22 protein-coding genes, 1 tRNA gene and 1 pseudogene are annotated in these 26,993 nt (G+C 65.2%); 16 read left to right on the top strand and 8 right to left on the bottom strand.

What is annotated here, in order from left to right:
* Positions 1–20 precede the first annotated feature (20 nt).
* The 3 genes from ACQR2C_RS16610 to ACQR2C_RS16600 are packed head-to-tail and all read left to right on the top strand — an operon-like array spanning position 21 to position 1,750.
* Positions 21–563, top strand: coding sequence for a TetR/AcrR family transcriptional regulator (locus ACQR2C_RS16610; protein WP_434881637.1), 543 nt, complete (start codon positions 21–23; stop codon positions 561–563).
* A 56-nt stretch (positions 564–619) separates the two neighbouring features.
* The gene (locus ACQR2C_RS16605) at positions 620–817 is read left to right on the top strand and encodes a Trm112 family protein (protein WP_006613415.1); all 198 of its coding nucleotides are present in this window, start codon (positions 620–622) and stop codon (positions 815–817) included.
* 3 nt (positions 818–820) lie between these two features.
* Positions 821–1,750: an alpha/beta hydrolase gene (locus ACQR2C_RS16600; RefSeq protein ID WP_434846063.1), complete on the top strand. Its 930-nt coding sequence runs from the start codon at positions 821–823 to the stop codon at positions 1,748–1,750.
* A 58-nt stretch (positions 1,751–1,808) separates the two neighbouring features.
* Here ACQR2C_RS16600 and ACQR2C_RS16595 read toward each other — a convergent pair.
* Positions 1,809–3,038, bottom strand: a pseudogene (locus ACQR2C_RS16595) (ubiquinone biosynthesis hydroxylase); the annotation flags it as partial.
* Positions 3,039–3,184: 146 nt separating this feature from the next.
* Between ACQR2C_RS16595 and tesB the strand changes: the two are divergent.
* The gene (gene tesB, locus ACQR2C_RS16590) at positions 3,185–4,060 is read left to right on the top strand and encodes an acyl-CoA thioesterase II (protein ID WP_315800779.1); all 876 of its coding nucleotides are present in this window, start codon (positions 3,185–3,187) and stop codon (positions 4,058–4,060) included.
* A gap of 5 nt (positions 4,061–4,065) precedes the next feature.
* Here tesB and ACQR2C_RS16585 read toward each other — a convergent pair whose 3' ends face one another.
* Positions 4,066–4,941, bottom strand: coding sequence for a DUF4339 domain-containing protein (locus ACQR2C_RS16585; protein ID WP_434881636.1), 876 nt, complete (start codon positions 4,939–4,941; stop codon positions 4,066–4,068).
* Positions 4,942–5,146: 205 nt separating this feature from the next.
* Between ACQR2C_RS16585 and ACQR2C_RS16580 the strand changes: the two genes are divergently transcribed.
* The 6 genes from ACQR2C_RS16580 (at position 5,147) to ACQR2C_RS16555 (ending at position 12,437) form a co-directional block, all read left to right on the top strand.
* Complete coding sequence (locus ACQR2C_RS16580; RefSeq protein ID WP_315800781.1) at positions 5,147–5,485, top strand: P-II family nitrogen regulator; 339 nt, start codon at positions 5,147–5,149, stop codon at positions 5,483–5,485.
* A 93-nt stretch (positions 5,486–5,578) separates the two neighbouring features.
* Complete coding sequence (locus ACQR2C_RS16575) at positions 5,579–6,889, top strand: ammonium transporter (protein WP_316238567.1); 1,311 nt, start codon at positions 5,579–5,581, stop codon at positions 6,887–6,889.
* A 333-nt stretch (positions 6,890–7,222) separates the two neighbouring features.
* Positions 7,223–7,561 carry a P-II family nitrogen regulator gene (locus ACQR2C_RS16570; protein WP_006611147.1) on the top strand — a complete coding sequence of 113 codons (339 nt, stop codon included), beginning with the start codon at positions 7,223–7,225 and terminating at the stop codon, positions 7,559–7,561.
* A gap of 39 nt (positions 7,562–7,600) precedes the next feature.
* Positions 7,601–9,103, top strand: coding sequence for an ammonium transporter (locus tag ACQR2C_RS16565; protein ID WP_315800783.1), 1,503 nt, complete (start codon positions 7,601–7,603; stop codon positions 9,101–9,103).
* Positions 9,104–9,942: 839 nt separating this feature from the next.
* A complete protein-coding gene (locus ACQR2C_RS16560) occupies positions 9,943–11,097 on the top strand; it encodes an IS4 family transposase (protein ID WP_315800429.1) in 1,155 nt (384 codons plus the stop codon).
* A 185-nt stretch (positions 11,098–11,282) separates the two neighbouring features.
* Entirely contained in the window at positions 11,283–12,437 is a 1,155-nt protein-coding gene (locus ACQR2C_RS16555) for an IS4 family transposase (RefSeq protein ID WP_315800429.1), read from the top strand.
* Between the two features lie 145 nt (positions 12,438–12,582).
* Here the strand turns inward: ACQR2C_RS16555 and ACQR2C_RS16550 are convergent, their stop codons facing one another.
* The 4 genes from ACQR2C_RS16550 to tsaD all read right to left on the bottom strand — a co-directional run bounded on the left by ACQR2C_RS16550 (position 12,583) and on the right by tsaD (position 16,004).
* Positions 12,583–12,798 carry a dodecin family protein gene (locus ACQR2C_RS16550; protein ID WP_315800784.1) on the bottom strand — a complete coding sequence of 72 codons (216 nt, stop codon included), beginning with the start codon at positions 12,796–12,798 and terminating at the stop codon, positions 12,583–12,585.
* A gap of 325 nt (positions 12,799–13,123) precedes the next feature.
* Complete coding sequence (locus tag ACQR2C_RS16545; RefSeq protein ID WP_315800785.1) at positions 13,124–13,537, bottom strand: EVE domain-containing protein; 414 nt, start codon at positions 13,535–13,537, stop codon at positions 13,124–13,126.
* Positions 13,538–13,714: 177 nt separating this feature from the next.
* A complete protein-coding gene (locus ACQR2C_RS16540) occupies positions 13,715–14,695 on the bottom strand; it encodes an NAD(P)H-dependent glycerol-3-phosphate dehydrogenase (protein WP_315800786.1) in 981 nt (326 codons plus the stop codon).
* Positions 14,696–14,936: 241 nt separating this feature from the next.
* Positions 14,937–16,004 (bottom strand): tRNA (adenosine(37)-N6)-threonylcarbamoyltransferase complex transferase subunit TsaD, encoded by a 1,068-nt coding sequence (gene tsaD / locus ACQR2C_RS16535; protein ID WP_434881635.1) that lies wholly within the window; start codon positions 16,002–16,004, stop codon positions 14,937–14,939.
* A gap of 140 nt (positions 16,005–16,144) precedes the next feature.
* Here tsaD and ACQR2C_RS16530 point away from each other — a divergent pair, with 140 nt between their 5' ends.
* From ACQR2C_RS16530 to ACQR2C_RS16510, 5 genes are all read left to right on the top strand, one after another.
* Positions 16,145–16,873, top strand: coding sequence for a uroporphyrinogen-III synthase (locus tag ACQR2C_RS16530; RefSeq protein WP_315800788.1), 729 nt, complete (start codon positions 16,145–16,147; stop codon positions 16,871–16,873).
* A gap of 50 nt (positions 16,874–16,923) precedes the next feature.
* Entirely contained in the window at positions 16,924–18,234 is a 1,311-nt protein-coding gene (locus tag ACQR2C_RS16525) for a COG4223 family protein (protein ID WP_434881634.1), read from the top strand.
* 17 nt (positions 18,235–18,251) lie between these two features.
* On the top strand, positions 18,252–20,150 hold the full coding sequence (locus tag ACQR2C_RS16520; RefSeq protein WP_434881633.1) for a heme biosynthesis HemY N-terminal domain-containing protein: 1,899 nt from the start codon (positions 18,252–18,254) through the stop codon (positions 20,148–20,150).
* 143 nt (positions 20,151–20,293) lie between these two features.
* Positions 20,294–20,369: transfer RNA gene (locus ACQR2C_RS16515), tRNA-Thr, on the top strand.
* A 1,260-nt stretch (positions 20,370–21,629) separates the two neighbouring features.
* The gene (locus ACQR2C_RS16510) at positions 21,630–21,824 is read left to right on the top strand and encodes a hypothetical protein (protein ID WP_316180214.1); all 195 of its coding nucleotides are present in this window, start codon (positions 21,630–21,632) and stop codon (positions 21,822–21,824) included.
* A 71-nt stretch (positions 21,825–21,895) separates the two neighbouring features.
* On the opposite strand, the gene ACQR2C_RS16505 is transcribed toward ACQR2C_RS16510, so the two are convergent.
* Together ACQR2C_RS16505 and ACQR2C_RS16500 are read right to left on the bottom strand one after the other, a co-directional pair.
* A complete protein-coding gene (locus ACQR2C_RS16505) occupies positions 21,896–23,899 on the bottom strand; it encodes an ATP-dependent nuclease (protein ID WP_316180212.1) in 2,004 nt (667 codons plus the stop codon).
* Between the two features lie 468 nt (positions 23,900–24,367).
* Positions 24,368–24,970 (bottom strand): hypothetical protein, encoded by a 603-nt coding sequence (locus tag ACQR2C_RS16500; RefSeq protein WP_316180210.1) that lies wholly within the window; start codon positions 24,968–24,970, stop codon positions 24,368–24,370.
* A 587-nt stretch (positions 24,971–25,557) separates the two neighbouring features.
* On the opposite strand from ACQR2C_RS16500, the gene ACQR2C_RS16495 reads away from it, so the two are divergent.
* Complete coding sequence (locus ACQR2C_RS16495; protein ID WP_316180208.1) at positions 25,558–26,970, top strand: GSCFA domain-containing protein; 1,413 nt, start codon at positions 25,558–25,560, stop codon at positions 26,968–26,970.
* The last annotated feature ends 23 nt before the right edge of the window (positions 26,971–26,993 follow it).

Genomic DNA, 26,993 nt, shown 5'->3' with positions numbered 1-26,993 from the left:
GGTCGTCTCATGGAGACGACATGACCGATCAGCTCTCGGCCGACGATTGGCTGGACCAGGGATTGAAGGTGCTGGCCAGCCAAGGCTTCACCGCGCTGAAGGCGGAACCGCTGGCGAAAGCCCTGGGCGTGTCACGCGGCAGCTTCTACTGGCATTTCGCCGACGTGGCTGCGTTTCACGCCGCCCTCCTCAAGAGGTGGCGGGAGATTGCGGCCGAGCAGATCATCACCGGGGTGGAGGCGAGCGCCGGCGACCAGCCGGCGATTGCCGTGCTCCTCCGGCGCACATTCACGGTCAAGCTCGTCCTGGAGCGCGCCGTGCGCAACTGGGCCGGATCCGACCCCGCCGCGCGCCAGGCGGTGCAGGCCATCGACAGGCGCCGGCTGGGCTATGTCGAGAGCCTGCTTGCAGCCGAGGGACTGACGCCGGCGATCGCACACGCACGCGCCCAGGTGCTGTACTGGGCTTTTCTCGGCCATGCGCTGTCGGATCGGCCGTTGCCGGCCCAGCAACTGGACACGGTCATCGACGAACTGATCCGGATCGCCCTGCACAGGCATTGATGGACGACAAGCAGGCGCGCGATATGCTACAGAGGCGCCCGCCGGAGACCCTTGCCATGAACGCCCCGCTCGAACGCCCCGCCAATTCCGTCGATCCCAAGCTGCTCGAGATCCTGGTCTGTCCGATGACCAAGGGCCCGCTGGAATACGACGCGGCGAAGCAGGAGCTGGTCTCCCGGTCGGCGAAGCTCGCCTACCCGATCCGCGACGGCATCCCGATCATGCTGCCCGAGGAAGCGCGGAAGATCGACTGACCGATGCGGTCCGTCGTGATCCGCTGCGCGCTCGCTTTGGCGCTGATGGCCCTCGCTTCGGCGGTCTCGGCCGAGGAGAGCGCCGTCCGCATTGGCCCACTCGACGCCGTCTTGACGACGCCAGCGGGTGTCGCGCGCCCGCCGGTGGCGCTGTTGATCGCCGGCTCGGGGTCGACGGACCGGGACGGCAACGGGCCGCAGCTCAAGCCGGCGACCTTGAAGAAGCTCGCCGAGCAGCTCGCCCTCCAGGGCATTGCCAGCCTGCGCTACGACAAGCGCGGCGCGCGCGGCTGGAAGGCGGAATTCGGCAAGCCTGAGGACTTCCGCTTCAAGGACTATGTCGACGACGCCGCTTCGCTGGTCGACTTCCTGCGCGGCAAGTTCGCCCGCATCGTTCTCGTCGGCCACAGCGAGGGCGGCCTGGTCGCCATCCTCACCGCCCGCCGCACCCCGGTCGACCGCCTCGTGCTGCTCACGACGTCGGCGCGGCGGCAGGGCGATCTGCTCAAGGCGCAGCTCGAGAAGAAGCTGCCGGCGGCGAAGATGGAGCCGGTCGCCAAAGCGATCGACGCCATCATGGCCGGGCAGGTCGTGGACCCGCCACCGCCCGAGCTGCCGGTCGCGCCGAGCATGCAGCCCAGCATCGGCTCCGCCTTCGCCGAGGACCCGATCGATCCGCTGAAGCAGCTCACGATCCCGATCCTGATCGTCGGCGGCGCCCGCGATCACCAGATCGCACGCCTCGACATGGTCGCGCTCGCCGCCGCCGCACCGGCCGCCAAGTCGCTGTGGCTGCCGGACATGAACCACGTCCTGGTCGACGTCGCCAACGAGGACGAGAACCTCGCCTCCTACAACGACACGGAGCGTCCGCTCGACCCCGACATGGTCGAGGCCGTCGCCGGTTTCATCACGGCCGCAGGCCCGCGCTAGCTCTTTGTTTGAGCATGATCTTTTCGGAAAACCGGTCCCCACTTTTCCGGATCATGCTTTATAACGCTTCCCCCTTCAACAGCCGCGGCATCTCCCCGGTGAGGCCCGCGGCCTGCTTGATGAACAGCTCCTTCAGCGGCGGCGCGCGATCGACGATCCCAAGGCCGATGTCGCGCACGGCGCGCAGCAAGGTCGACTTGTTCGAGAACAGGAAGTTCAGCGAGTTGGTGGCGACGCCCATCGCCATCGTGTCGAAGCGGCGCCAGCGCTGGTAGCGCTCGAGGACATCGACCTGCCCCGGATCGATCCCCATGCGCGCAGCATCGACCACGACCTCGGCCAGCGCGGCGACGTCCTTCAGCCCCATGTTGAGGCCCTGCCCCGCGATCGGATGGATCACATGGGCGGCGTCGCCGACCAGCGCCAGCCGCGGCGCGATGAAGGAGCGGGCAACGAAATAGGACAGCGGAAACGCCCGGGGCTGGTCGAGCACCTTGATCTCGCCGAGATGCAGGCCGGCGCGCTTTTCCAGCTCGGCGTGGAATTCGTCCGCGCTCAGCTCCACGAGGCGCTTCGCTTCCTTGCGCCGCTCGGTCCACACCAGCGAGGAGCGCTTGCCGGTCAGCGGCAGGATCGCGAATGGGCCGGGCGGCAGGAAATGCTCTTCGGCGCGGCCGCCATGGTCGCGCTCATGACCGATGGTGACGACGATGCCGGACTGATCATAGTCCCAGCCATGGGTCTGGATGTCCGCGCGCTCGCGCAGCTTCGAACGCGCGCCGTCGGCGGCAACCAGCAGGCTGGCTTCGCAGCGGCTGCCATCGCCCAGGGTCACTGCAACGCTGTCGCCGCGCGTCTCAAAACCGGTCACAGGCATCGCCTTGAGTTCGACGCCCGCCGCCTCCGCATGCTTGACCAGCGCGTCGATCAGGTGCCGGTTCTCGACCATGTGCGCGAACGGCTCGCCGGCCTCGACCTGGCCCGCAAAGGTCAGGAACGACGGCCGCGTCGCATCCTCGAGCTTGGAATCGGTGATGACCATGTCGAGGATCGGCTGCGCCTGCGGCGCCACGTCCGCCCAGACGCCGATCGCGTCGAACAGCTTGCGGCAGGCCGCGACGATGGCGCTGGCGCGTGGATCGCGGCTTGGCCGGTTGGCGAGCGCCGGATCGGCCACGATGACGGGCACCTCGGGGCCGAGCCCCTGCCGGAGCGCCAGCGCAAGCGCCAGGCCGGCAAAGGCGCCGCCACAAATGACAATGCTTCGCTGTGTCGTCATGGCACCCTGCTCACTGTTACTCTTGCGGGGCGATTATAGCTGGGCGAAACAGGGGCGTGAACCAAGGGCTGCCACCCCAGGCCGTCATTTCCGGATGCCTGATCCCGCCCGAACGGGGCCGGAGCGGACGGCCGAGCCAGCGAAAGCAACACGCCATGTCCAAGGGACTGATCGACCTGATCTCGATCCTCGATCTCGAGCCGATCGAGGTGAACCTGTTCCGCGGCAACAGCCCGAAGACTAGCTGGCAGCGCGTGTTCGGCGGCCAGGTGATCGGCCAGGCGATGATGGCGGCGTGCCGCACCGTCGAGGGCCGGCTGCCGCATTCGCTGCACTGCTATTTCATCCTGCCGGGCGACCCGCAGGTGCCGATCATCTACCAGGTGGAGCGCCTCCGCGACGGCAAGAGCTACGCGACGCGCCGCGTCACCGCGATCCAGCACGGCAACGCGATCTTCTCCATCATGGTCTCGTTCCACAGCGACGAGGAGAGCGCGTTCAACCATCAGGACAGGATGCCGGACGTGCCGCCGCCGGAGAAGCTGACGGCCGAGGAGATCTCCAAGCAGCCGATGTTCCAGGAGGTCTTCCAGCGGATGCCGGACTTCATCCGCCGCTATTACGAATCCGATCGTCCGATCGAATTGCGCCCGGTCGAGCTCAGCCGCTATTTCGGCCAGAAGATCGACGACGGGCGCATCCATGTCTGGATCAGGACGGCCGCGAAGCTGCCCGATGATCCGGCGCTGCACATGTGCGCGCTGGCCTATGCGTCGGACTTCTCGCTGCTTGACGCCGTGATGGCGCGCTATGGCCGCACCTTGTTCGACAAGCGCATGATGCCGGCCTCGCTGGATCACGCGATGTGGTTTCACCGCCCGTTCCGCGCCGACGAATGGTTGCTCTATGCGCAGGATTCGCCGAGCGCGCAGGGCGGCCGCGGGCTCACCCGCGGCTCGATCTTCAAGCCCGACGGCACGCTGGTCGCCTCCGTCGCGCAGGAGGGATCGATCCGCGAGCGCCGGGCCTAGCCGCATCACATCGGCTGCGCGGTGCGCGGCACGACCGCGAATTGCGACACGTACCAGGCGCTGTACCAGCGCAGCAGCCACGGGATCGGAATGATCACCGAGCTGCCGAGCACGAACGCGAAGGTGCGCCACAGCACCTGCAGGCCCGAGCCGGTGAACACGACCTCGCGCCGCGTCCCCTGGATGTTGCGGCACACCCAGCGCATCCAGGCGGTCAGCACCCAGGCCCAGCCGATGACGGTGATGCCCGACACGATCATCAGCAGGTACCAGCCGGCATAGACGACGGGGCTGCCTTCGAAATGGATCGGCAACCGCACGCCATTCGAGGCGAGGTTGCTCAGCAGCCAGCGCAGCACCATCCAGCCCAGGAACGCCGGGGCAACCAGCGAGATGAGGTTGAGGATCGGCCGGTCGCTGAGGCCGACATAGGCCAGCACGCCCATCGCGATGAAGACGTACCAGATGTCGAGCGGCTGGCCGGTGAAGGTGAGGTTCGGCCGGCCGGGCACCCTCATCCGCTCGATCACGTAGCGGTAGAGATAGACAGCGGTCCAGGGCGTGATGACGATCAGGAACTGGCCGACGACATACAGCAGCGTCCAGCCGAGATAGGACCAGATGTCGAGCTTGACCGAGAGCGCGCCGCCCGACGCGGCGGTGCCGGCGTCGAACGCGGGCGGCGTGGCCGGCGACATGCTCGGCACGCCCGACATCAGGCCGGGAATGCGCCCGGCCTTCTCCCAGCCGGCCATGCCGTCGCTCCACAGCAGCGTCTCGGCGGTCACGACGCCCCGGGCGATCAGGTCGCGCAGTTCGTCTTCCGAAATGGGACCCTGTTGCTGGCCTTGCGCCGCGTAATACCAGGAACGATTCGACATGGGATGTCCTTGAATAGAGGATGGCAGGAACACGTCTTCAGTCTGTCGGGCGATGTCGCGTTCCGTTCAGTGATATCCGTCACTCCTTGACGTTTTCGCTTAACGCTGCGCTGATTTTGTGCCATTTGCCTAGGAACAGGCCAAAACGGCCGTCCCAAGCCTGCCTCCGAAACAGGCTTCGCTCCGAGGAAACCAAGGCCCGCCCATGAAGCTCGTCGTCGCGATCATCAAACCCTTCAAGCTCGACGAGGTGCGCCAGGCCCTCACCGCGATCGGCGTCCACGGCATGACCGTGACCGAGGTCAAGGGCTACGGCCGCCAGAAGGGCCACACGGAGATCTACCGGGGCGCCGAATATATCGTGAACTTCCTGCCCAAGCTGCGCATCGAGATCGCGGTCAACTCCGAGATGGCCGACAAGGCGGTCGAGGTGATCACCACGCATGCGCGCACCGGCCAGATCGGCGACGGCAAGATCTTCGTGACGCCGATCGATCATGCCCGCCGCATCCGCACCGGCGAGACCGACACCGACGCTCTGTAAACCGTTCAAGCAGCCGCGACGGCTGCACGCCCGCCGCAACGGCGCGGCGGAGCGAACATTCTCAACCTGATCCGACATGCCGGGGGGACTGTCATGGGGACCTGCGCGTCTCGTTGCCTGCGCGCGCCTGCTGCTTTGGCTGCGGCGGCCGCGATCATCTTCGTTACACCCGCACGGGCGGCAGCGCCGTCCACGATCGATCCGGCCGACACCGCCTGGATGATCGTCGCCACCGCGCTGGTGCTGATGATGACGATCCCAGGGCTGGCGCTGTTCTACTCGGGCATGGTGCGCAAGAAGAACGTGCTGGCGACCATGGCGCAGAGCCTCGCGGCGGTGATGCTGATCTCGATCCTGTGGGTCGCGTTCGGCTATTCGCTGGCGTTCGTCGGCGACGGCACCTGGATCGGCTCGCTCGACCGCGCGTTCCTCGCCGGCATGGGCATGGACAGCGTCCATCCTGGCGCCAAGACCATCCCCGAGTCGCTGTTCATGCTGTACCAGATGACGTTTGCGATCATCACGGTGGCGCTGGTGGCGGGCTCGGTCGCCGACCGCATGCGGTTCTCGGCCTATCTGCTGTTCGGCATCGCCTGGTTCATCTTCGTCTATGTCCCGCTGGCGCATTGGATCTGGGGCGGCGGCTTCCTTGCGCAGGCCGGCGTGGTCGATTTCGCCGGCGGCCTCGTCGTGCATCTCTCCGCCGGCACCGCCGGGCTGGTCGCCGCGCTGGTGATGGGACGGCGCCAGGGCTATGGCAGCGAGAACCTCTCGCCGTTCGACCTGTCGCTCGCGGTGGTCGGCACCGGCCTGCTCTGGGTCGGCTGGTTCGGCTTCAATGGCGGCTCTGCGCTCGGGGCCAATGCGCATGCGGTGATGGCGATCCTGACCACGCATCTCGCCGCCTGCGCCGGCGCCGTCACCTGGGGCGCGCTGGAATGGTCGACCCGGCGCAAGCCCTCGGTGCTCGGCATGATCTCCGGCGCGGTCGCCGGCCTCGGCACCATCACGCCCGCGTCCGGCTTCGTCGCGCCGTGGCACGGCCTGGTGATCGGCGCGCTCGCCGGTATCATCTGCTACTGGGCCTGCACCTCGCTGAAGCACCGCTTCAACTATGACGATTCGCTCGACGTGTTCGGCGTCCACGGCATCGGCGGCCTGACCGGGACCCTGCTGGCCGGCGTGTTCGCGACGGCCGCGATCGGCGGCACCACCGGGCTGATCGAGGGCAACCCAAAGCAGCTTGCGGCCCAGCTCTACGGCGTCGCCGTCACACTGGTGTGGTCGGGCGGCGTGACCTGGGGTCTCCTGAAGCTGGTCAGCGCCTTCGTACCGCTGCGGGTGTCGCGCGAGCACGAGCTGGAAGGGCTCGACATCTCCCAGCATGGCGAGGCGCTGCAATAGCTGCAGCAAACGGCGCCAATTGACCTGTTCGGCGTCGCGGGATTCTGCCCGCGCCGTGGGCAGCATTGTGTCTTGAGCCTGACATGCGCAACTTTTGCGCATGCCTGCCCATTCCTTGAGCGCGACGGAATGGCGCAGCCCCTGATGCCCCCCCTGAGGGCTGAAAAGGTCAGGATTCACCGCTCGTTAGCCCTGACCAGCCGTCTGGCACGGCATTTGATTCTATCGCCCCCGGCTGTGCCCGCGTCGTGAAGATTTTCTCCGCGTGGTGAACCTCAGTCGACAGGAAGCGCTCGGTAATGTCCGTACCGGGCCCAAGCGGGGATTGGACCCATGAAAATTGTTATGGCGATCATTAAGCCATTCAAGCTCGAAGAAGTCCGGGACGCCCTGACCGCCATCGGCGTTCATGGTCTCACGGTGACGGAAGTGAAGGGGTACGGCCGTCAGAAAGGTCATACGGAAATCTACCGCGGCGCTGAATATGCGGTGAGCTTCCTGCCCAAGATCAAGATCGAGGTCGCGATCCCCTCCGACCAGGTCGACAAGACCATCGATGCCATCTCTTCGGCCGCCAAGACCGGCCAGATCGGCGACGGCAAGATCTTCGTCATCAGCCTCGACCACGCCGTGCGCATCCGCACCGGCGAAGCGGACGCTGCGGCCCTTTGATTTCGCGCTCAAACCAGAACACTTACGGAGTAGAATAAAATGACGTTCAAACGTCCAACCAGCGCGGGATGGATCACGCTCGCCATCGCCGGGCTCTGCGTCGCAGGCCTCGCCGACGTGGCGTTCGCCGAGGACGCGCCGGCCGCCGCTGCCGCAGCCGCCCCCGTTCCGAACAAGGGCGACGTCGCCTGGATGCTCGTGTCCAGCGCCCTCGTGCTGATGATGTCCATCCCCGGCCTCGCGCTGTTCTATGGCGGTCTTGTCCGCACCAAGAACATGGCCTCGGTCCTCACCCAGGTGTTCGCGATCGTCGCCATGGTCGGCGTGATCTGGACGCTCTACGGCTACTCGATGGCCTTCACCGACGGCGGCAGCATGACCTCGTGGGTCGGCGGCTTCTCCAAGGCCTTCCTGCACGGCGTCGACGCCAACTCGACCGTTCCGACCTTCTCGAACGGCGTGGTGATCCCGGAGCTGGCCTACTTCGTGTTCCAGATGACCTTCGCGATGATCACCCCGGCCCTGATCGTCGGCGCCTTCGCCGAACGCATCAAGTTCTCGGCGGTGATGCTGTTCATCCTGCTCTGGGTGACCTTCATCTACTTCCCGATCGCGCACTGGGTCTGGTACATCGCGGCTCCCGATGACGTGGCCGCCGCTGCCAAGGCTCTCGCCGCCGCCGGCGACGCCGCTGCCAAGACCGCCGCCCAGGCCAAGCTCGACGAAGTCACCGGCGCGGTCGGCTGGCTCGCCGGCGCTGGCGCTCTCGACTTCGCGGGCGGCACCGTCGTTCACATCAATGCCGGCATCGCCGGTCTGGTGGGCGCGGTTCTGATCGGCAAGCGCACCGGCTACGGCAAGGAGCTGATGGCTCCGCACTCGCTGACCATGACCATGATCGGCGCCGCGCTGCTGTGGGTCGGCTGGTTCGGCTTCAATGCCGGCTCCAACCTGGAGTCGAACGGCGTCACCGCGCTGGCCTTCGTCAACACCATGGTTGCCACCGCTGGTGCGGCGCTGTCCTGGCTGCTGTGCGAATGGGCCGTCAAGGGCAAGCCCTCGCTGCTCGGCATCTGCTCGGGTGCGGTCGCCGGCCTCGTCGCCGTCACGCCGGCCTCCGGCTTCGCCGGCCCGATCGGCGCGCTGGTGCTCGGCCTGATCGTCTCCCCGATCTGCCTGTTCTTCGTCTCCACCGTGAAGAACGCGCTGGGTTATGACGACGCCCTCGACGTGTTCGGCGTGCACTGCATCGGCGGCATCGTCGGCGCTCTCGCCACCGGCATCCTGGTCAACCCGGCACTGGGCGGCGTCGGCATCACCGACTACACCAACATCACCGGCAACAACGCCGGCACCTACGACTTCGCCACGCAGATGCTGGCGCAGATCAAGGCTGTCGTCGCCACGCTGGTGTGGTCGGGTGTCGGCTCGGCGATCCTCTACAAGGTCGTCGACGTGATCATCGGCCTGCGCCCGACCGTCGAGCAGGAGCGCGAGGGTCTGGACATCACCGACCACGGCGAGCGCGCCTACAACTACTGAGTTCTCCCGGGACTTGGTCGTAAGCGACCAGGTCCGCAACTTCGGTTCGGGCAAATACCCGGCAATGCCCTGACCGTTGAGGGGCTCCAGCGCAAGCTGGGGCCCCTTTCTTTTTTGGCCTTTCGACTGGGCTTGTCTTTTGTCCGAGATGGGCAGCCGCAGCGCTGCGGACAGGTCGTAGAGGCCGATCGCGTGCCACACCGCCGGTGTCGTCCCCGCGAACGCGGACCCATACCGCGTGATCTTTGTAAGGGGCAGGCGGCAGGTACCACAGGTCTGGCCGAACACACCCGGCCCTCCCTGCGCAACGATTTTAACGGCTGCTTCGCGTTCTCCCTGGTGCGCCGGGCTGTCTGGCCACCATCACGAGCGCGACACGCCAGGGCATCGCCACCCGCTTGATATCAGCGTCGGGATATCAGGACCGCGCGACTTGACCGTGCGTGCATCGATCGTTCGTCCGCGCAACTAAGTCACGCTGCGTTGACACACGCCCATCGCATCCCACTGCCAACGATCCGTGACGGTCGCGAAACGACCCTCATGCGGCAGCAGGGACGCGCGGAAATGTTATTTGCCCGACGTTGCAAGGGGAAATGCTGCGGCAAACTAAAACGACGGGCAGTTTGCCCATGGCAGGCTTGCGGTCACGTCCATCCCGCTCGGCTTTACGGTGAGCCCGGCCATCCCCGTCCTTGTTTGCTCAAAAGGAAGACGTGGATGCCCGGGACAAGCCCACGGCTGTCCGGTTCAGACAGACTGGACATGGTGCATGGCGTGGATTCTTCTGCGGTCTTGAGCATCGCCAAATGTTCGAGACACACCAGGAAGGTCCCGCCATGCCGCATCAGAATACAGTATTCCGAGACATTCTGAAGTTGGTCCCCTGGCATCGCTTCGAGGCGCTTGTGGACGAGCATGGCACGGACGCGCGGATTCGACGGCTTTCCACCAAAGACCAATTTGTGGCGCTGCTGTACGGTCAGCTTTCGGGGGCTTCCAGTCTGCGTGAGATTGTCACCGGGCTGTCGAGCCACACCGCGCGGCTTTATCACCTGGGTGGGGGCCCTGTCCGCCGCTCGACTTTCGCGGACGCCAATATGAATCGGCCTGCGGAGATGTTTGCCGCCCTGTTGGCCATCATGATGAAGCAGGCCCATCGCCGGTTACGCCGCAAGCTTGCCGAGACGACGTATTTGATTGATTCGACCAGCGTACGGCTGACAGAAGCCAGCGCTGGCTGGGCACGGTTCTCTACCGGTGTCTGCGGTGCCAAGGTGCATGTGATCTATGATGCCGACGCCGACCGGCCGATTTATGCGGCAATCAGCGGAGCCAACGTCAACGACAATACTGCAGCGCATCAGATGCCCATCGAGCCGGGAGCAACCTACGTCTTCGATCTCGGCTATTATGAATATGCTTGGTGGGCTCAACTGGACGCCGCCGGTTGTCGAATCGTGACCCGGTTCAAATCCAATACGCCGCTGCGGGTCGTGGAGGAGTTGCCTGTCATCGCGGATGGCAACATCCTCTCCGACCGCATCGGCTTCCTTCCACAACGCCAAGCCTACAGCCGCCGCAATCCAATGCAGACTGCGGTGCGCGAAGTGCGCGTCACCTTGGAAACGGGAAAGATCCTGCGCATCCTGTCGAACGACCTCGATGCCAGCGCTCAAGAGATCGCCGACCTCTATCGTCGCCGCTGGGCCATCGAGTTGTTCTTTCGTTGGGTCAAGCAGACCCTCAAGATCACCAGGTTCCTCGGGACTTCTGAGAACGCCGTTCGTATCCAGATCGCCGTTGCCCTGATCGCCTTCCTCTTGCTTCGCCTCGCGCAAGACCTTCAGAAGGCAATCCAAAGCCCCTTGGTCTTTGCCAGATTGGTCCGCACCAACCTCATGCATCGCCGCCCCATCGATCAATTGCTCACGGGGCCACCCCAACTTGCCAAAAACCCACAACAGTTGAGCCTCGCAATATGCGGAAGCTGAACCGGACAGCCGTGGGCTTGTCCCGGCCATCCATCTCTCAGCAGGGCGGCTTTGCCGAGAGGATGGATGCCCGGGTCAAGCCCACGGCTGTCCGGTTCAGACAGACTGGACATGGTGCATGGCGTGGATTCTTCTGCAGTCTTGAGCATCGCCAAATGTTCGAGACACACCAGGAAGGTCCCGCCATGCCGCATCAGAATACAGTATTCCGAGACATTCTGAAGTTGGTCCCCTGGCATCGCTTCGAGGCGCTTGTGGACGAGCATGGCACGGACGCGCGGATTCGACGGCTTTCCACCAAAGACCAATTTGTGGCGCTGCTGTACGGTCAGCTTTCGGGGGCTTCCAGTCTGCGTGAGATTGTCACCGGGCTGTCGAGCCACACCGCGCGGCTTTATCACCTGGGTGGGGGCCCTGTCCGCCGCTCGACTTTCGCGGACGCCAATATGAATCGGCCTGCGGAGATGTTTGCCGCCCTGTTGGCCATCATGATGAAGCAGGCCCATCGCCGGTTACGCCGCAAGCTTGCCGAGACGACGTATTTGATTGATTCGACCAGCGTACGGCTGACAGAAGCCAGCGCTGGCTGGGCACGGTTCTCTACCGGTGTCTGCGGTGCCAAGGTGCATGTGATCTATGATGCCGACGCCGACCGGCCGATTTATGCGGCAATCAGCGGAGCCAACGTCAACGACAATACTGCAGCGCATCAGATGCCCATCGAGCCGGGAGCAACCTACGTCTTCGATCTCGGCTATTATGAATATGCTTGGTGGGCTCAACTGGACGCCGCCGGTTGTCGAATCGTGACCCGGTTCAAATCCAATACGCCGCTGCGGGTCGTGGAGGAGTTGCCTGTCATCGCGGATGGCAACATCCTCTCCGACCGCATCGGCTTCCTTCCACAACGCCAAGCCTACAGCCGCCGCAATCCAATGCAGACTGCGGTGCGCGAAGTGCGCGTCACCTTGGAAACGGGAAAGATCCTGCGCATCCTGTCGAACGACCTCGATGCCAGCGCTCAAGAGATCGCCGACCTCTATCGTCGCCGCTGGGCCATCGAGTTGTTCTTTCGTTGGGTCAAGCAGACCCTCAAGATCACCAGGTTCCTCGGGACTTCTGAGAACGCCGTTCGTATCCAGATCGCCGTTGCCCTGATCGCCTTCCTCTTGCTTCGCCTCGCGCAAGACCTTCAGAAGGCAATCCAAAGCCCCTTGGTCTTTGCCAGATTGGTCCGCACCAACCTCATGCATCGCCGCCCCATCGATCAATTGCTCACGGGGCCACCCCAACTTGCCAAAAACCCACAACAGTTGAGCCTCGCAATATGCGGAAGCTGAACCGGACAGCCGTGGGACAAGCCCGGGCATGACGGAGTAGTTAGTTCGCGATCACCGCGCCCTGATGACGGGCGTGACGCCGAATAGCACGTCCGCCGTTGCTCTGGCCGATGGGCGCTGCGAGCAATGCAAGCCGATGGACGGCTCATGCACCTTCGAACTTGAACGACACGTTGAGCTTGGCCCGATAGGCTTCCACTTTCCCCTTCGCGTCGAGCTGCATGTCCAGCTTGACGACTTCCGCGACGCGGAGGTCTCGGAGTGTTTTCGCCGCCTGTTCGACCGCATTCGCGGCCGCCTTTTCCCAGGATTCACCGCTGGTACCGATCAGCTCGATGACTTTGTAGACGCTGTCAGACATGTCGTTCTCCTGTTCGGTATGAAGCAGGAAGCAGGAGCTTCCTGCCACAACCGAGCGTAGCATCACGACATCAACACGGGAAGCGCTCGGCAGAGTATTGATCCCGATGTTCACCCAGCCTTTCAGGGCAGGATTTCCTATTCTCAGATGCGATCGCGGCCCTCTACGCCGGGAACTTCTCGACTGACGACCTCAGGGCCATGGGCAGGCGCTCGGCGAAGAGATCGCAACCAGATGGTCGACGAGCCGCGCAAGAAAGGTCTGGATCTCTGAGCTGCGCCAGAGCCGGGCGCTGCTGAGCCGGCATCTTACGCCGTTCGATCGGTTATACTCCGCCCAACTTGCAGATGTGCTTCCATTCCTCCGGCGTCACCGGCTGCACCGACAGGCGCGACTGCTTGACCAGGGCCATCTCACTGAGCGTCTTGTCGGTCTTGATCGCGGCGAGCGTCACCGGGGTCTTGAACGCCTTGTGCGCCTTGATGTCGACGCAGACGAATTTGCCGGTCTTGTCGGTCGGGTCGGGATAGGCTTCCTTGATGATCTCGGCGATGCCGACGATCTCCTTCCCCTCGTTGGAATGATAGTAGAAGGCGAGGTCGCCCTTCTTCATCGCCACCAGGTTCTGCCGCGCCGTGTAGTTGCGCACGCCGGTCCAGGCCTCCCCCTTCGCGCCCTTCTCCACCTGCTGGTCCCACGACCATACCGAGGGTTCGGATTTCACCAGCCAGTAGTTCATGATGCAGTTCTCTTTCCATTCATCGTGGCCGGGCAAAAGTGCGAAGCACGTCTGTCAAAGGCCCCGGCCATCCACGTCTCACCGCCAGCTCTATTATCTTAGACGTGGATGCCCGCGACAAGCGCGGGCATGACGGCGGAGGTGGCTGCGCGACCGGTAGCGCCGCGCCTACACCGCTCACTCCTCCGCCTTGAACGGGCGCAGCATCAGCGCCTCGATCGCAGCGTCGATCGTGACGCTGCCGGCGAGAATGGCGGCCACGGCCAGCGCGACCGGCATCTCGACGCCGCGCGAGGTGGCGAGCTCGACCAGCACGGGCGCGGTGTATTGTCCCTCGGCGAGCTTGCCCGCCGGCAGCGGCTCGCCGCGGCCGAGCGCGAGGCCGGCGGCGAAGTTGCGCGACTGCGGGCCGGCGCAGGTGAGGATGAGGTCGCCGAGGCCGGACAGGCCGGTCAAGGTCTCGCTGCGCGCGCCATAGGCGCGGCCGAGCCGGACCAGCTCGGCGAAACCGCGCGTGGTCAGCGCCGCCAGGGCCGAGGCGCCGAGCTGCCGTCCGGCGACGATGCCGGCGGCGATCGCCAGCACGTTCTTGGCGGCGCCGCCGATCTCGACGCCGCGCACGTCGGTCGCGTGATAGGGCCGGAAGGTCGGCGAGCCCAGTGCCTGCACCAGCGCCGCCGCAAGCGGCTCGTCGCGGGCGGCGAGCGTCACCGCCGTGGGCAGGCCGCGCGCGACATCGTCGGCGAAGCTCGGGCCGGACAGGATGGCGGGGATCGCATTCGGCGCCGCCTCGGCGATGACCTCGGTCATGAATTTGTGGGTGCCGTGCTCGATGCCCTTGGCGCAGGCGATGAGCGGTGTGCCAGGCCGAAGCAGCGGCGCGAGGTGCATGACCGCGCCGCGCAGGTGCTGCGCGGGAACGACGATGAGAACGGCGTCGGCGCGGGCGGCCCGGGCGAGATCGGCGGTGACGGAGATGCTGTCGGCGAGCGGAATGCCGGGCAGGCGCGGATTCTCGCGCGCGCTGGCGATGCGCGCGGCGTGGTCGGCATCGCGGGCGTACAGCGTGACGTCACGGCCGGCGCGTGCCGCGACGGCGGCGAGCGCGGTGCCCCACGCCCCGGCGCCGATGATGCTGATGGTTTGGAAACTGATCATGCGCGGCAACCGTCGCTGCGCTCCCTCTCCCCTTGTGGGGGAGGGCTGGGGAGGGGGGTGCCACGGGCGAGAGCGTTCGTGGGGCTACGCCCACCCCCGACCCCTCCCCGCCTAGCGAAGCTACGCTTCGCGCGGGGCGAGGAGGGCGCACCGAGTTCGCCGCGCCAGCGTGCGCGATGGCATACAAGACAACGCGCCGATGAACGGCGCGTACTCGGCGCAGCCAGCAACTCTGCCACGGTCAAAACCCCGCGCGCGTATTCGCGAACTTGCCCGGCACGCTGGCATTGGCATCCAGCCGCCAGCGGGCGCGCGGGGCGGCGTCCATGCCGTCGACCATGCCGAGCGCGAGCCGCTCCAGTCCGGCCCAGGCAATCATCGCACCGTTGTCGGTACACAGCGCCGGCGGCGGCATGATCAGGCGGGTGCCGCCGGCTTGCGCGACATCGTCGAGCGCGCCGCGGATCGCCTGGTTGGCGGCGACGCCGCCGGCGGCGACCAGCGCGGTTGGCGCACCGAAGCGCTGCTTGAACAGATCGAGGCCGACGCGCAGACGGTCGGCGGTCGACTCCAGCACCGCCGCCTGGAAGCTGGCGCAGAGGTCGGCGACATCCTGGTCGGTGATGCTCTCCAGTCGGCCGATCTCGTTGCGCACCGCGGTCTTCAATCCCGACAGCGAGAAATTCGCATCGCTGCGGCCTAGCATCGGACGCGGAAACGCAAAGCGCTGACCGTCGCCGTTGCGCGCAGCCTGCTCGACTTCAGGTCCGCCCGGATAGGGCAGGCCCAGCATCTTCGCGACCTTGTCAAACGCCTCACCCATGGCGTCGTCGACGGTGGTGCCGAGCCGGATGTAGTCGCCGACGCCGGCGACCGCGACGATCTGGGTATGGCCGCCGGAGGCCAGGAACAGGCAATAGGGGAAGTCGATTGCATCGGTGAGGCGCGGCGTCAGCGCATGCGCCTCGAGATGGTTGACCGCGATCAGCGGGGTATTGTGGACGAGAGCAATCGCCTTGGCAGTGGTGAGGCCGACGATGACGCCGCCGATCAGGCCTGGGCCGGCCGCCGCGGCGACGCCACCGAGCGCGGCATAGTCGATGCCGGCTTCGCGCATCGCTGCGTCGATGAGATGGTCGAGCATGTCGACATGGGCGCGCGCCGCGATCTCGGGAACCACGCCGCCATAGATGGCGTGCTCGTCGGTCTGCGAGCGCACGACGTTGGACAGGATCTGCCCCTTGCCGTCCGAATCACGCGCCACCACGGCGGCGGCGGTCTCGTCGCAGGTGGTTTCGATGCCCAGCACGAGCGTTTGCGATTCGTTACCCAATCTCAACCCTTTTGGTCATTATGAGTGCGCAGAACCGCCTAACACCACGAGGTCGCCAGGTGCAATCACCCGTCCGTTGCAGCCCGGCCGATCCGTATTCGACGGGAGCATAGCACATGGCCGTGCTGGTGACCCGTCCCGCCCCCGACAATGAACGCACCGCCGCGGCTTTGCGCGCGCGCGGCTTCGACGTGCTGCTGGCGCCGATGCTGCGCTTCGAGCCGGTCGCGCTGCCGCCTGACGCCGGCCGCGACGCCGCCGGACTGATCGTGACGTCATCGAACGCGCTGCGCGCGGCCGCGCCGCAGCTCGGAGCGTCCGCCTTGCTGCGCCTGCCGCTGTTCGCGGTCGGCGACCAGACCGCGGCGGCCGCACGCGACGCCGGCTTCACGCAGGTGATCTCGGCCGCGGGCGATGCGACGGCGTTGCGCGACCTGATCGCCAATGGCGGCGTCGTCGACGCCGGGGCCACCCTGCTCTATCTTGCGGGCGCCGATATCTCGCGCGATCTCGCCTCCGAGCTCGCCGCACGCGGCTACGACGTGGTCACGCAGACCGTCTATCGGATGGCACAGGTGACCAGCCTGCCACGCGAGGTCTGCGACGCGTTCGCGGCAAACGCGATTCGTGCGGTGCTGCATTATTCGCGGCGGAGCGCGGCGGCGTTCGTGGCGGCGATCCGGGCCGACGGCGTCGAAATCTCGGCGCTGGCGGTGCCGCATGCCTGCCTGTCGGCCAATGTCGCCGAGGTTCTTCGAGAGGCTGGCGCGACCCAGGTCACAATCGCGGCGCATCCGGATGAAAACGACATGCTGGAGGGCCTGACCCGTGCGCTACGGTCGTGAATGGCGTAAGAGGGCCTGCTCAATCTTGCCTCAGCCAGGGAACTTCCACCATGGTCGATGAACCCGACACCGCTGCACCGGCCTCCGACACCGGGCGGCCGAAACGGCCACCGCCGACCATCGACCTGGAGCCGACCTCGCGCGAGGAGCGCCCGTCGGCCAGCGAGAGCGCGGCCGAGCGGCCGAGCGCCTCGCCATGGTCCGCGCCGGCCGAAGCCTTGGCCGAGGGGTCGTCGGGCGCGGCGAGCCAGTCGCATCCGCATGGCGCCGGTGACACCGAACCGGAATCTGCTGCCAGCGAGACGCCCGAGGAGACCGTCGCCGCGGCCGAGCCGCCGCGCGCCGAGCTTCCTCCGCTCCCGCCGCCCCGCCCGGTCTCGCCCTGGATCATCGCGCCATTCTCCGGCGCGGCCGCGGCCGCGCTGGTGATCGGCGTCGGCTGGATGCTGGGCTGGCCGCAGGTCGTACCGCCGTCGGCCGTCTCACCGCAGGCGTCCGCCGTCGACGCGCTCGCCACCCGCGTCGCCGGGCTGGAGCAGCGCATCGGCAAGCCGGATGGCGCCGTGACCGGGCGGCTCGATGCCGCCGACAAGGCGATTGCAGCGCTGCGCAACGATATCGCCGGCCTGCGCGCGCAGGCTGACAAGACGGTGGCCGCGCTCAACGATGTCAGGGCGCAGCCGCGCGACGGCGCCGCGCCGGCGCCCGCACCCGAGCCGGTCGATCTCTCCGGCCTGACCGCCCGCATCGATGCGCTAGAGCAGGCGAGCAAGAGCCAGAGCGCGGCGCTGGCGCAGGAGAGCCGCAAGATCACCGAGGCCGCGGCTGCCAAGCCCACCGACGACGCGCCGCTGCGCCGTGTGGTCGCCGCGACCCTGCTCGACGTCGCCGTGCGTCACGGCGATCCCTACGGGCCGGCGCTGTCGACGGCGAAGTCGCTGGCGCCCGATCCGGCCGCGCTGAAGCCGCTGGAGGTCTTCGCCACCAGCGGCGTGCCGAGCCCCGCGGCGCTCAGCCGCGAGCTGCTCACCATCGTGCCGAAGCTCTCGCCGCCGGCACCGGAGAGCACCACGGGAACCTCGATCCTCAGCAAGCTCTCGGCCGGCGCCTCGAGCCTGGTCAAGGTCGAGCGCACCGACGGCGCCGGCACCGATCGCGGCGCGGTGGTGGCACGGATCACCGCGGCGGCGCTGCGCAACGACTTCGCCGAGGCGCGCCGCGAGCTGAAGGGTCTCTCGCCGGAGGATCGCGCTCCCGCCAATGACTGGCTCGCACGTGCCGACGCCCGCGACGCCGCGCTGTCGACCGCCCGCAAATTCGCCGACGACGCGATGACCGCGCTCGCCAAACCCGCGCAATAGGACGCCCAAGGACGCACATGTTCCGGATCGTCATTTTCCTCATCCTGGTCGGGCTCGCCGCGGCGGGCTCGGCCTGGGTCGCCGAGCAGACCGGCGACGTCGTCTTGAACTGGGGTCCGTGGCGGATCGCCATGACCTTGCCGGTGTTCGTGCTCGCGCTCGGCCTGACCATCGCCGCCTGCGTGCTGGTCTGGAACCTGATCAGCGCGCTGCTGCGGGCGCCCGGCCGCATCCGCAAGGCGCATCGCGCCCGCCGGCATCAGCGCGGCCGGCACGCCATCACCCACGGCCTGCTCGCGATCGGCCATGGCGATTCGACCGCGGCGCGCCAGCACGCCGACACCGCCAGGCGGCTGGCCGGCGACGATCCGCTGACGCTTCTCCTGCACGCCCAGGCGGCTCAGCTCGAAGGCGACCGCGACGGCGCCCGGCGCGCCTTCCGCGCCATGGCCGAGCGTCACGACACCAGGCTGCTCGGCCTGCGCGGCCTGTTCATCGAGGCGCAGCGCGCCGACGACGCCTACGCCGCGGTCATGATCGCCGACGAGGCGCTCAAGCTGGCGCCCAACGCCACCTGGGCCTCGCATGCCGTGCTCGGCTTCCGTTGCGCCGAGGCCGACTGGGACGGTGCGCTGGCGATCCTCGACAGCAACTACACCGCCGGGATGATCGACAAGCCGACCTACCGCCGCCAGCGCGGCGTGCTGCTGACGGCGCGCGCGCTGGCGCTGGAGACTGCGGATCGCGACCTGTCGCGCACGAGCGCGATGGAGGCGGTGAAGCTGGCGCCGAGCCTGGTGCCGGCCGCGGTGCTGGCGGCGAAGTTCGAGAGCGAGGCGCATCAGGTGCGGCGCGCGATGAAGATCATCGAGGCGGCCTGGGCCGCCGGCCCGCATCCGGAGCTCGCCGACGCCTACGCCCATGTGCGGCTCGGCGATTCCGCAACCCAGCGGCTGGCGCGGGTGGAGAACCTCGCCGCGCGCACGCCCGGCCATGTCGAGGGCGCGCTGGCGGTGGCGCGCGCGGCGATCGACGCCGCCGAGTTCGGCCGCGCCCGCGCGGCGCTGGCGCCGTTCACCGACGATCCGACCCAGCGCGTGGCGATGCTGATGGCCGAGCTGGAGCGCACCGAGCATGGCGATGCCGGCAAGGCGCGGGAATGGGCGCTGCGCGCGGTGCGCGCCCGCCACGACCCGGCCTGGACCGCGGACGGCTATGTCAGCGACCGCTGGCAGCCGATCTCGCCGGTCACCGGCCGGCTCGACGCCTTCCAGTGGCAGACGCCGGTGGCGAGCCTGCCCTCGGAGCGCAGCAGCGTGATCGAGAGCACGGCCTTCGCCGAGGCCGTGCTGGCCCCACCGGTCCGTCCGGCCGTCGCCGAGGCCGCAGTCGCGCCACCGCGCGAGGCCGCAAGCGAACCTGTGGTGATCACGCCGGCCGTGCAGGACAACGAGCCGCCGCGGCCGGTGGTCGCCACCGAGCCCGAGCAGGCCGAACAACCGGTCGAGGAGGCCGTGGACAAGCCTGTCGACAAGCCGGTGGATATCCCTGTGGACACGGCTGAGGACGGCAAGCTGATCGAAGCCACGGCCGTGGCCGCCGAGCCGGCGCCGCCGTTGCAGGCCGCGGAGCCCGCCGAGACCGAAGCCGAGCCGGACACGGAGGCCGAGCCGGACGCGGTGGCCGCCAAGCCGGCCGAGACCGCGGCGACCGCGCCGACGCCGCTGTTCCGCACCCGCAACGATCTCGCCCGGCCGGCGGAGACGCCGATCCAGGCGATCGTCCCGATCATGCGGCCGCCGGACGATCCGGGCGTCGACGACGACGACCAGCCCCGCGACGAGTTCGCCGAGCAGATCGCGCCCAAGGCGCAGGCCGGCGGCTGGCGCGGGTTCTGGTCACGGTTCGGCGGCTGAGGGCCGTCCCGCTGTTCCCGGCCACACCGGTTCGATTCCGGGCCGCGGCGGCGCGCGTTGTCCTTGCCAACGGGCCGTCCGCCCGATATCAGGAGCGCGTTCGCGTCGTCAGGCCTCGTGCCGGGCGCTCGCCGCTATGGTTCGCCGCAATAGCTCAGCTGGTAGAGCACGTCATTCGTAATGACGGGGTCGGGGGTTCGAGTCCCTCTTGCGGCACCACGCTTCGCCCTACGGGCTACGCGTGGCGCAGCCGCCGTAGCCCGGAGGGCGAAGCGTGCCCGGCGTAGCCCGTTGGCGAAGCCGGGCGTTTGAGCCCCCCGGTGCTGCCGCTAAGCCCGCTTTCTGATCCCAATCCACTCTGTCAAACAGCCTGCCGCTCGTCGCAGCCTTGCTCGCGCCCATGCCACCGCAGCCTCGCGGCCGGTTCGGCCCGAGTTCTGCTGCAATCTGGCGTCCTCTTGAATGAGAGGGCGCGGGGAAGGCCGGGTGCTGGTCGCACCCGCGGTCCGCGTGCAGCAAAAAAGCACGCGGCAGAACCACAGGTACGGCCGAACATCCGGCCTTCCCCGCGCGATGGCTTTACGGCTTATACGCGATCTCCCCGGGGACCGGCTGTCTTGCCCCCGTCGCCCGCAGCGCTCGTCATGAACGCCGCGACCTTGACGCCAGCATCGGGGCGCCAGGACCACGCGACTTCGCCGTCCGCACCTCGTCAGTCGTCGCGCAAAAGCGCCTGACAAAGCCGCGGCCACCGCATCCCCGCCTCACGTGCCGTGACGATCGCGATACGCCCCTCTCGGCGAAGCAGGATGGCGGGATAAGATCACTGATTTGGGGGTAGCGTCAAGAGTTTTTCGGGTATTCGGAATCGATCGCTTGCGCTCTCTCCATACGGGCGGGCGAGAGATCGTTTACAGTAGGTCGCCATGTAATTCATGGCCTAGGCGACTTTCTTCACGAGCACGCCGAGCGGTCTCTACTTGACCTTCGCCAGTTAGAAGTACGCGGAAGAAAAGTGCAGCGTCACCGTAACTCCGCGGTCGGGGCTAGCATGGATGTTCGAAGGGAGAGCGCCCAAACGGCGGCCTAGCTGCACAGAGTTTTGATTCGGATGGGTGTCAATGGCTAACTGCACTCAATCCAGGAGAAATCCACCTGCCGGTTTAACGTGGTTAGCAGGACCATTTTGCGCTTGCGGCCAACGGAACGGTGAGGGACAAACCTAAATCCCCCCGAGAATCAGCTCTCAAGATTTCAAATGGAGAGCTGTGCCTATGTCTTCACATCCGCTTGAAACGCGCTCCACGCTTAAGAGCGCGGGGGCCTTGATCCTGCATAGACCTGTCAGTCATCGAACGCTGTTAATCGAAGACGGCGGGCAAATCTGTCCGTGCTTTCCGCTTGCGCGCCAAGAAAATCATTTGGCACAAGGGAATCGCCCCCGAGAAGCCAGCTCGAAGAATTATGGAGAGCTGCGCCATGAGTGACCCCGAGCTGAATGTTAAGTTCTGGCCACCCAGCGTCACGGCCAAAGGGGCGAAGGCCATCGAAGCCATCCGCCGTCCCCTCGCATTTGCAGTCTACGCTCGGCCCGTGGTGGCGTTAATTCTCGGGCTGGCCGTCGTGTTCGGCGGGCACGAGATGGTCCCATGGCGTTTGCTGAAGTTCTGGTAGGGCGCGTGATAGAGCAGCGACCGGGATGGTGTCGAAGCGGGCGGCCTTGCTGAAGCGAGTATTGGAGCGCTTCACTTGAAGGGGGCTGAGCCTTTCATTTTGCTATATCGATCGGACAATGTTTTAAAGATTGCCTGAAAGCGTTTGATGCTGTCCGGTGTCAAAACCTTGGCTGGTTCTGATCCCACCAACGACATGAATTCTCGGGCAGGGCGCGTTTTGAAGAACTCTAACCCTATTGCAGCAAATGCCTCCTCGTATCGCTTGACTATGCGAGGAATTTTGGCGTTTAGCGCGAGCTTCTTTCCCTTTAATTCCGTCTTGTATGTGTCTGCTACCAGCTTTTCATAAACCGCCGGTTCTATAAGGTCCTCAATATCAGCCTCGGAAGGTTTTGGATCGAACCCCTCCGTTACAAAGAGCACGGCTGTCTCTCTGAGCAATTTGTTTTTGACGATATCCTTCTGGGTCTCACGGCCGGAGCGATCATCGTCCAGAAGAACAAGAACGTTTAATTCTTCTGACGCCAGAAGAGCGGCCATATAGGAGACTTTCCCAGCACCGCCGGCAGGGGTGATGGTCAGTTCCTCGGGCAGCGCAGGGACGCCCGCCGCGGAGCAGTGGGCATTTACGGAAGATAGTATCCAAAAGTCGGTCACGCCCTCTACGATGAGGTTTGAGTGACCTACGAAAAGGGTTTGAGATAACTGGTAGCCCAGAGCCGCCTGAAGGGGGAACAGCGTTCTGGCGTCGCCTGTCGGAACGTTGGTGACCTTAGTTCCGGTCTTTTCGTCGATGTTGACCGTCCTCACAATCTCGATGGCGTCCGGTGGGACCATGAAGGGAGAGTGGGTGGTGTAGATGATCTGGTTTTTGTAGTCCTCACGGAAGTGCTTGAGGAGGTTTTCCTGGGATTTAGCGTGCAGGTATAACCCCGGCTCGTCGAGGAGAAGGATTGCTCCTTCGGCATTACCGCCCTGAGTATCGGCTGAAAACGTGATGTAGAAGGCGAAGAACCACCTAAACCCGCGGCTTCGCTCATCTAGATTCACTTCAACGGGATATTGGGCGTTCGGGTCTGAAATCAAAACTGTAACGTGAGGCCCGTCGATATCGATGCGGACCATGAGTTGCCGGTCTTTCCAGAGTCGGCGAATCTCACCTGTCACAAGTGAACTAGCGCGGTTAAGGAGTTGTCCTCTTAATTCGTGGTCGGTGCGTTTTTCGTACAACTCATTCGGTTTGAACCCCGCGACCTTGGCGAGTTTCTCGAAGTTGTTTTCACTTTCCTTTGTGGACGGGTTGTTTCCGCGGGCTTCGACGAAAGCCTGTAAGTCTTGATGTCCAGACAATTCGGGAAAATCCGCGATGTAGATGAATTGGGGCAGCCAATCCAAAACAAGCTTTCGCGCCTCCAGCAACTTCCCATCATAGCCAGTGATTTCCGCAGCGTGATCCTCGACCTCGGTCAGTAGTTCGTCCTGGGCGTCATCGAGCATTATACCAGCCGCCCCAAGGGTTTTTCTCACAGCGGTCGCTGCTGGGGCAACTGCCGCTGCCCAAGCTTTTGCTTCCGCTGTCGTGTTGGCGGTTTCGAGCGCTGTCCATGCGTTGATACAATGGGTCTTCGGCTCACCCTCAACAGCGAGCCATTTCGGCTCAAGAACCGGTTTCAGCCGTTTCAGGGCGCTCGCGGCTTTCTTGGAGACGAGGGCTGGCGGCTGCGTTTGAAAATCGGTCCAGAGTTGAGCACCGTATGGGCGGCCCACGGCAACCCTCTTTAGCGGGCCCAGAAGCGGGGTGATCTGCTCAGTTTCTTCCGGCGTGAGCTCCCACCACGTCCACACAACGGGAGTATTGTTCTTGCAGTCTTCTAACCTACGACTCCGCGGAAAGTCCTTTACGGGGTTCAGAGGCTGCATTTCCCCGGGCGGATTAAGCGACGCGAGCGCCAGCAGCAGGTTGGATTTACCGCTCTCGTTCCGACCTACCAAAGCTGTAAGATCACCAACGTTGATCCAGCCGCTGTCTTCGATTGATCGAAAATTCTGGACCCAAAAACTGCTTAGCTTCATGAAGTCCCCCAACAATTCGGCGCGAGGTTAGACGTTCACAACCCCCGGAGGAAGTTGGAAAGCGAGAAAACTGGTGATCTCTGAGGAAAAAGCTCAGACGGGTTATGGGGTTTGTTCTTGATGCTAGACTGCGCCATGGACCGGGCAATGCAGCTACTGCACTTGGCTGAGGCCGAACGGCGCATTGCCCTAGGTATGCGGATTATTGCCGACCAGGAGGAGCGCATCGCGCTTCGTCGAAGCTGCCACGACGTAACCTTGGCTCAGCAACTTCTTGATAAGTTCGAGCTAACCCAAAACCATCACCTGGCTCACCCGGCGAATATCCTCGCAGAGTTGGAAGCCTGTGAAAGCGAAAGCCCAAGTTACGGGGCTTGTCTTGGCGCTCTGAGGGGTGGGGGACGAGGCGTTGAACCTCTCTACTGTGCCGTGGGCGCTTTCAGGCGACCAGCCTTAAGCCGCCATCGTCTATCGGATCGCCTCGTAGACCAAGACCGAAGCAAATAGGATCGGCAATACAGCAAGCCACCAAAGAACGATGGCGACGACAAACGTCCATAGCGTCGACGCTATGGCGGCAATGAATCCCAACCGCTCAGGTCCCAGCGCCCGTGTGGACCTCCAATTGCCGAGCGGCGCGAAAACTGGTGCGATGAGGAGCTTACCCCAGCCCCCGAAAATGCCGGCGAGCGCCCCCGGCATCTTAGGAACCCATGTGCCCGCGGTCTCAGCTGCCAGCGTTAACGCCGCGATTAGCATCATCGCGACCGGTACCCAGTAGTACGGGAGCTGCTCCAACTTGATGCCTCGACCCCATGCAAGCAGCACGACAACAAGATTGGCCACCACGGCTGGTATTCCGACAATCAGGTAGAGCCACGGTTGATTATTTCGGCGAGCTGTCGACACCTCCTCATGCGCGCTGCGAAATATCCGCCCACCGACGGCAACGATCAGAACAACGGCAAGCAGACACGCAAAAATCGCCGCGAGCCAGCTCAACCCCGCCAGCACCGCTCCAGCTCCGAAGAGCAGAACGCAGAGGATCAGAAACAGAAGAACATTCGTCATTGCGCCCCGCTTGCCCTTCCGCAATGCAACGCAGGAAACCATCGAGCCAAATATTTTGAAAGGGCACTGTCACCATAATTCCGACATGCGCAGACGAGGGCAGCAGGATGCTGCCTAGAGTGTGACACCCTTTTGGAGCGCCACGCTTCGCCCGTGCGGCTACGCCTGGCACAGCCGCGGGATGGCCCGAAGTGGCAAACGTGCCGAGCGTAGCTCCTTCGTGAGCCGGGCGTTTGAGCGATCCGCGTCCAGAGCCTCGTTTCTCAAACCTTTACGTCTGCGTTCCCCGGTTAACAATTGCTTAACCCAAATCGCGCCATCGTCGGCGCGAGCTGCGGGGAAAGTTCCCGCACTGGCGGCGTTTCGGACCCGTGTTTTTACGTTCGATATCCGCAATGCCGGCTGCGCTCGGCGTACGTCAACGGCCAGGCCGCAGACGATTAGTAGCAAAGGTCATGGTCGAAGCGGAATGCGCGCGGCGTGCGATGCCTGCGCGCGTGACGAACAGGCCTTTTAGGCGGCGATGCCCGGCTCCGGCGGCCGGCAGGCCGGATCGACGCAACGAGACACAAGGCGAGCCCTTCGACATGAGCACGACAGCCACTGCCCTCGACAGCCACACGCAGTTTCAATCGATCGTCGGCCAGATCCGGACGCTCGCCTACAAATATATCGAGGACAAGGATTTCGTCAGCGCGCAGCTCGCGTTCCAGAAGCTGCTCGAGCTCGACCCCAAGGACATCAACGCGCGCTTCATCTATGCGCAGCTGATCGACGACGGCTCGCACAAGAAGCGCGCCGAGGCGCGCGACATGATGCTGGCGATCCTCGACGAGAACCCTGAGATCTTCGAGCAGGCCACCGAAGGCAATCTGCACCTGATCCGCAGCGCGGCCGTGCGCTGCAGCCATGTCGGCCCCTTCACGCGCTCGATGGAGCTGTTCCGCAAGCTCGCGGCAGCCTCCAACGAGGCCGCCGACTATTTCTCGCTCAGCGAGATCCTGACCCAGAACAACGAGTTCGAGGAGGCTGTCGCCGCGCTCGAAAAGGCGATCAAGCTGAACCCGGCCTACGACAACCCGCTCAACCGCGAGACGCTGGAGCTTTCGCGCACCAACGCCAAGAAGGGCAAGGTCAAGGACGCCAAGGCAGGCCGCGCCAAGGTCGGCCGCTATCCGGAGACCAAGGACTTCCTCGGCGACCTGCAGACGCTGATCACCAGCCACATCGCCGTGAACCTCGCCGCCGCGCCAAAGTTTCTCGACAAGAGCACGCGCTTCTTCACCATGGGCTCGTGCTTCGCGCGCAACCTCTCCAAGAGCCTCAATGACAGCGGCTACAACAGCCACCACATGGAGATCTCGGAGTACATCAACACGACCTTCGCCAACCGCGTGTTCGTCGACTGGCTGCGCGGCGCCAAGATCGATCCGGAGATCCGCGAGCGCATCGTCGAGCTGCTGCCGCCGGGATCGAGCCCGGAGAATACGCTGGCGGTCATCAAGCAGGCCGACGTCTTCATCCTGACGCTCGGCGTCGCCGCGGCGTTCTTCGACCGCGAGACCGGCGCCTTCGTGCTACCGCGGCCGACCGCGCTGAACTCGCGGGCGCTGGCGGAGAAGTACAAGTTCCGCACCGCCAGCGTGCAGGAGAACGTCGACAACGTCCTCTACCTGATCGAGTTCATCCGCAGCATCCGGCCGGACATCAAGGTGATCGTCACCGTGTCGCCGGTGCCGCTGTTGACCTCGTTCGAATATGAATCGGTGGTGCAGGCCGACTGCCTGTCGAAGAGCACGATGCGGCTGGTCGCGCACGAGGTCGTCAACAATTCCAACCTCGCGGACATCTGGTACTGGCCGTCGTTCGAGGTATTCCGCTGGGCCGGCTCGAACGCGTCGAGCTTCTTCGCCGCCGACGACGGCGCTGCCTGGCACGTCTCGGAGGACAAGGTGTCCGCGACGGTGCGCGCCTTCGTGCAGACCTTCTCGCCGGCCTGAGCGCTGGTCGGGACGGCGATCGA

This window comes from Bradyrhizobium sp. HKCCYLRH3061, from assembly GCF_051168015.1.
Lineage (GTDB): Bacteria > Pseudomonadota > Alphaproteobacteria > Rhizobiales > Xanthobacteraceae > Bradyrhizobium.
The sequence above is the reverse complement of the archived record's forward strand: the minus strand, read 5'-3'. Positions and strand labels throughout refer to the sequence as shown.

Excerpts from the sequence above, each read along its gene's own strand:
- ACQR2C_RS16610 (WP_434881637.1), top strand. The coding sequence starts at position 21 with ATGACCGATCAGCTCTCGGCCGACGATTGGCTGGACCAGGGATTGAAG.
- ACQR2C_RS16605 (WP_006613415.1), top strand. The coding sequence starts at position 620 with ATGAACGCCCCGCTCGAACGCCCCGCCAATTCCGTCGATCCCAAGCTG.
- ACQR2C_RS16600 (WP_434846063.1), top strand. The coding sequence starts at position 821 with ATGCGGTCCGTCGTGATCCGCTGCGCGCTCGCTTTGGCGCTGATGGCC.
- tesB (WP_315800779.1), top strand. The coding sequence starts at position 3,185 with ATGTCCAAGGGACTGATCGACCTGATCTCGATCCTCGATCTCGAGCCG.
- ACQR2C_RS16585 (WP_434881636.1), bottom strand. The coding sequence starts at position 4,941 with ATGTCGAATCGTTCCTGGTATTACGCGGCGCAAGGCCAGCAACAGGGT.
- ACQR2C_RS16580 (WP_315800781.1), top strand. The coding sequence starts at position 5,147 with ATGAAGCTCGTCGTCGCGATCATCAAACCCTTCAAGCTCGACGAGGTG.
- ACQR2C_RS16575 (WP_316238567.1), top strand. The coding sequence starts at position 5,579 with ATGGGGACCTGCGCGTCTCGTTGCCTGCGCGCGCCTGCTGCTTTGGCT.
- ACQR2C_RS16570 (WP_006611147.1), top strand. The coding sequence starts at position 7,223 with ATGAAAATTGTTATGGCGATCATTAAGCCATTCAAGCTCGAAGAAGTC.
- ACQR2C_RS16565 (WP_315800783.1), top strand. The coding sequence starts at position 7,601 with ATGACGTTCAAACGTCCAACCAGCGCGGGATGGATCACGCTCGCCATC.
- ACQR2C_RS16560 (WP_315800429.1), top strand. The coding sequence starts at position 9,943 with ATGCCGCATCAGAATACAGTATTCCGAGACATTCTGAAGTTGGTCCCC.
- ACQR2C_RS16555 (WP_315800429.1), top strand. The coding sequence starts at position 11,283 with ATGCCGCATCAGAATACAGTATTCCGAGACATTCTGAAGTTGGTCCCC.
- ACQR2C_RS16550 (WP_315800784.1), bottom strand. The coding sequence starts at position 12,798 with ATGTCTGACAGCGTCTACAAAGTCATCGAGCTGATCGGTACCAGCGGT.
- ACQR2C_RS16545 (WP_315800785.1), bottom strand. The coding sequence starts at position 13,537 with ATGAACTACTGGCTGGTGAAATCCGAACCCTCGGTATGGTCGTGGGAC.
- ACQR2C_RS16540 (WP_315800786.1), bottom strand. The coding sequence starts at position 14,695 with ATGATCAGTTTCCAAACCATCAGCATCATCGGCGCCGGGGCGTGGGGC.
- ACQR2C_RS16530 (WP_315800788.1), top strand. The coding sequence starts at position 16,145 with ATGGCCGTGCTGGTGACCCGTCCCGCCCCCGACAATGAACGCACCGCC.
- ACQR2C_RS16525 (WP_434881634.1), top strand. The coding sequence starts at position 16,924 with ATGGTCGATGAACCCGACACCGCTGCACCGGCCTCCGACACCGGGCGG.
- ACQR2C_RS16520 (WP_434881633.1), top strand. The coding sequence starts at position 18,252 with ATGTTCCGGATCGTCATTTTCCTCATCCTGGTCGGGCTCGCCGCGGCG.
- ACQR2C_RS16510 (WP_316180214.1), top strand. The coding sequence starts at position 21,630 with ATGAGTGACCCCGAGCTGAATGTTAAGTTCTGGCCACCCAGCGTCACG.
- ACQR2C_RS16505 (WP_316180212.1), bottom strand. The coding sequence starts at position 23,899 with ATGAAGCTAAGCAGTTTTTGGGTCCAGAATTTTCGATCAATCGAAGAC.
- ACQR2C_RS16500 (WP_316180210.1), bottom strand. The coding sequence starts at position 24,970 with ATGACGAATGTTCTTCTGTTTCTGATCCTCTGCGTTCTGCTCTTCGGA.
- ACQR2C_RS16495 (WP_316180208.1), top strand. The coding sequence starts at position 25,558 with ATGAGCACGACAGCCACTGCCCTCGACAGCCACACGCAGTTTCAATCG.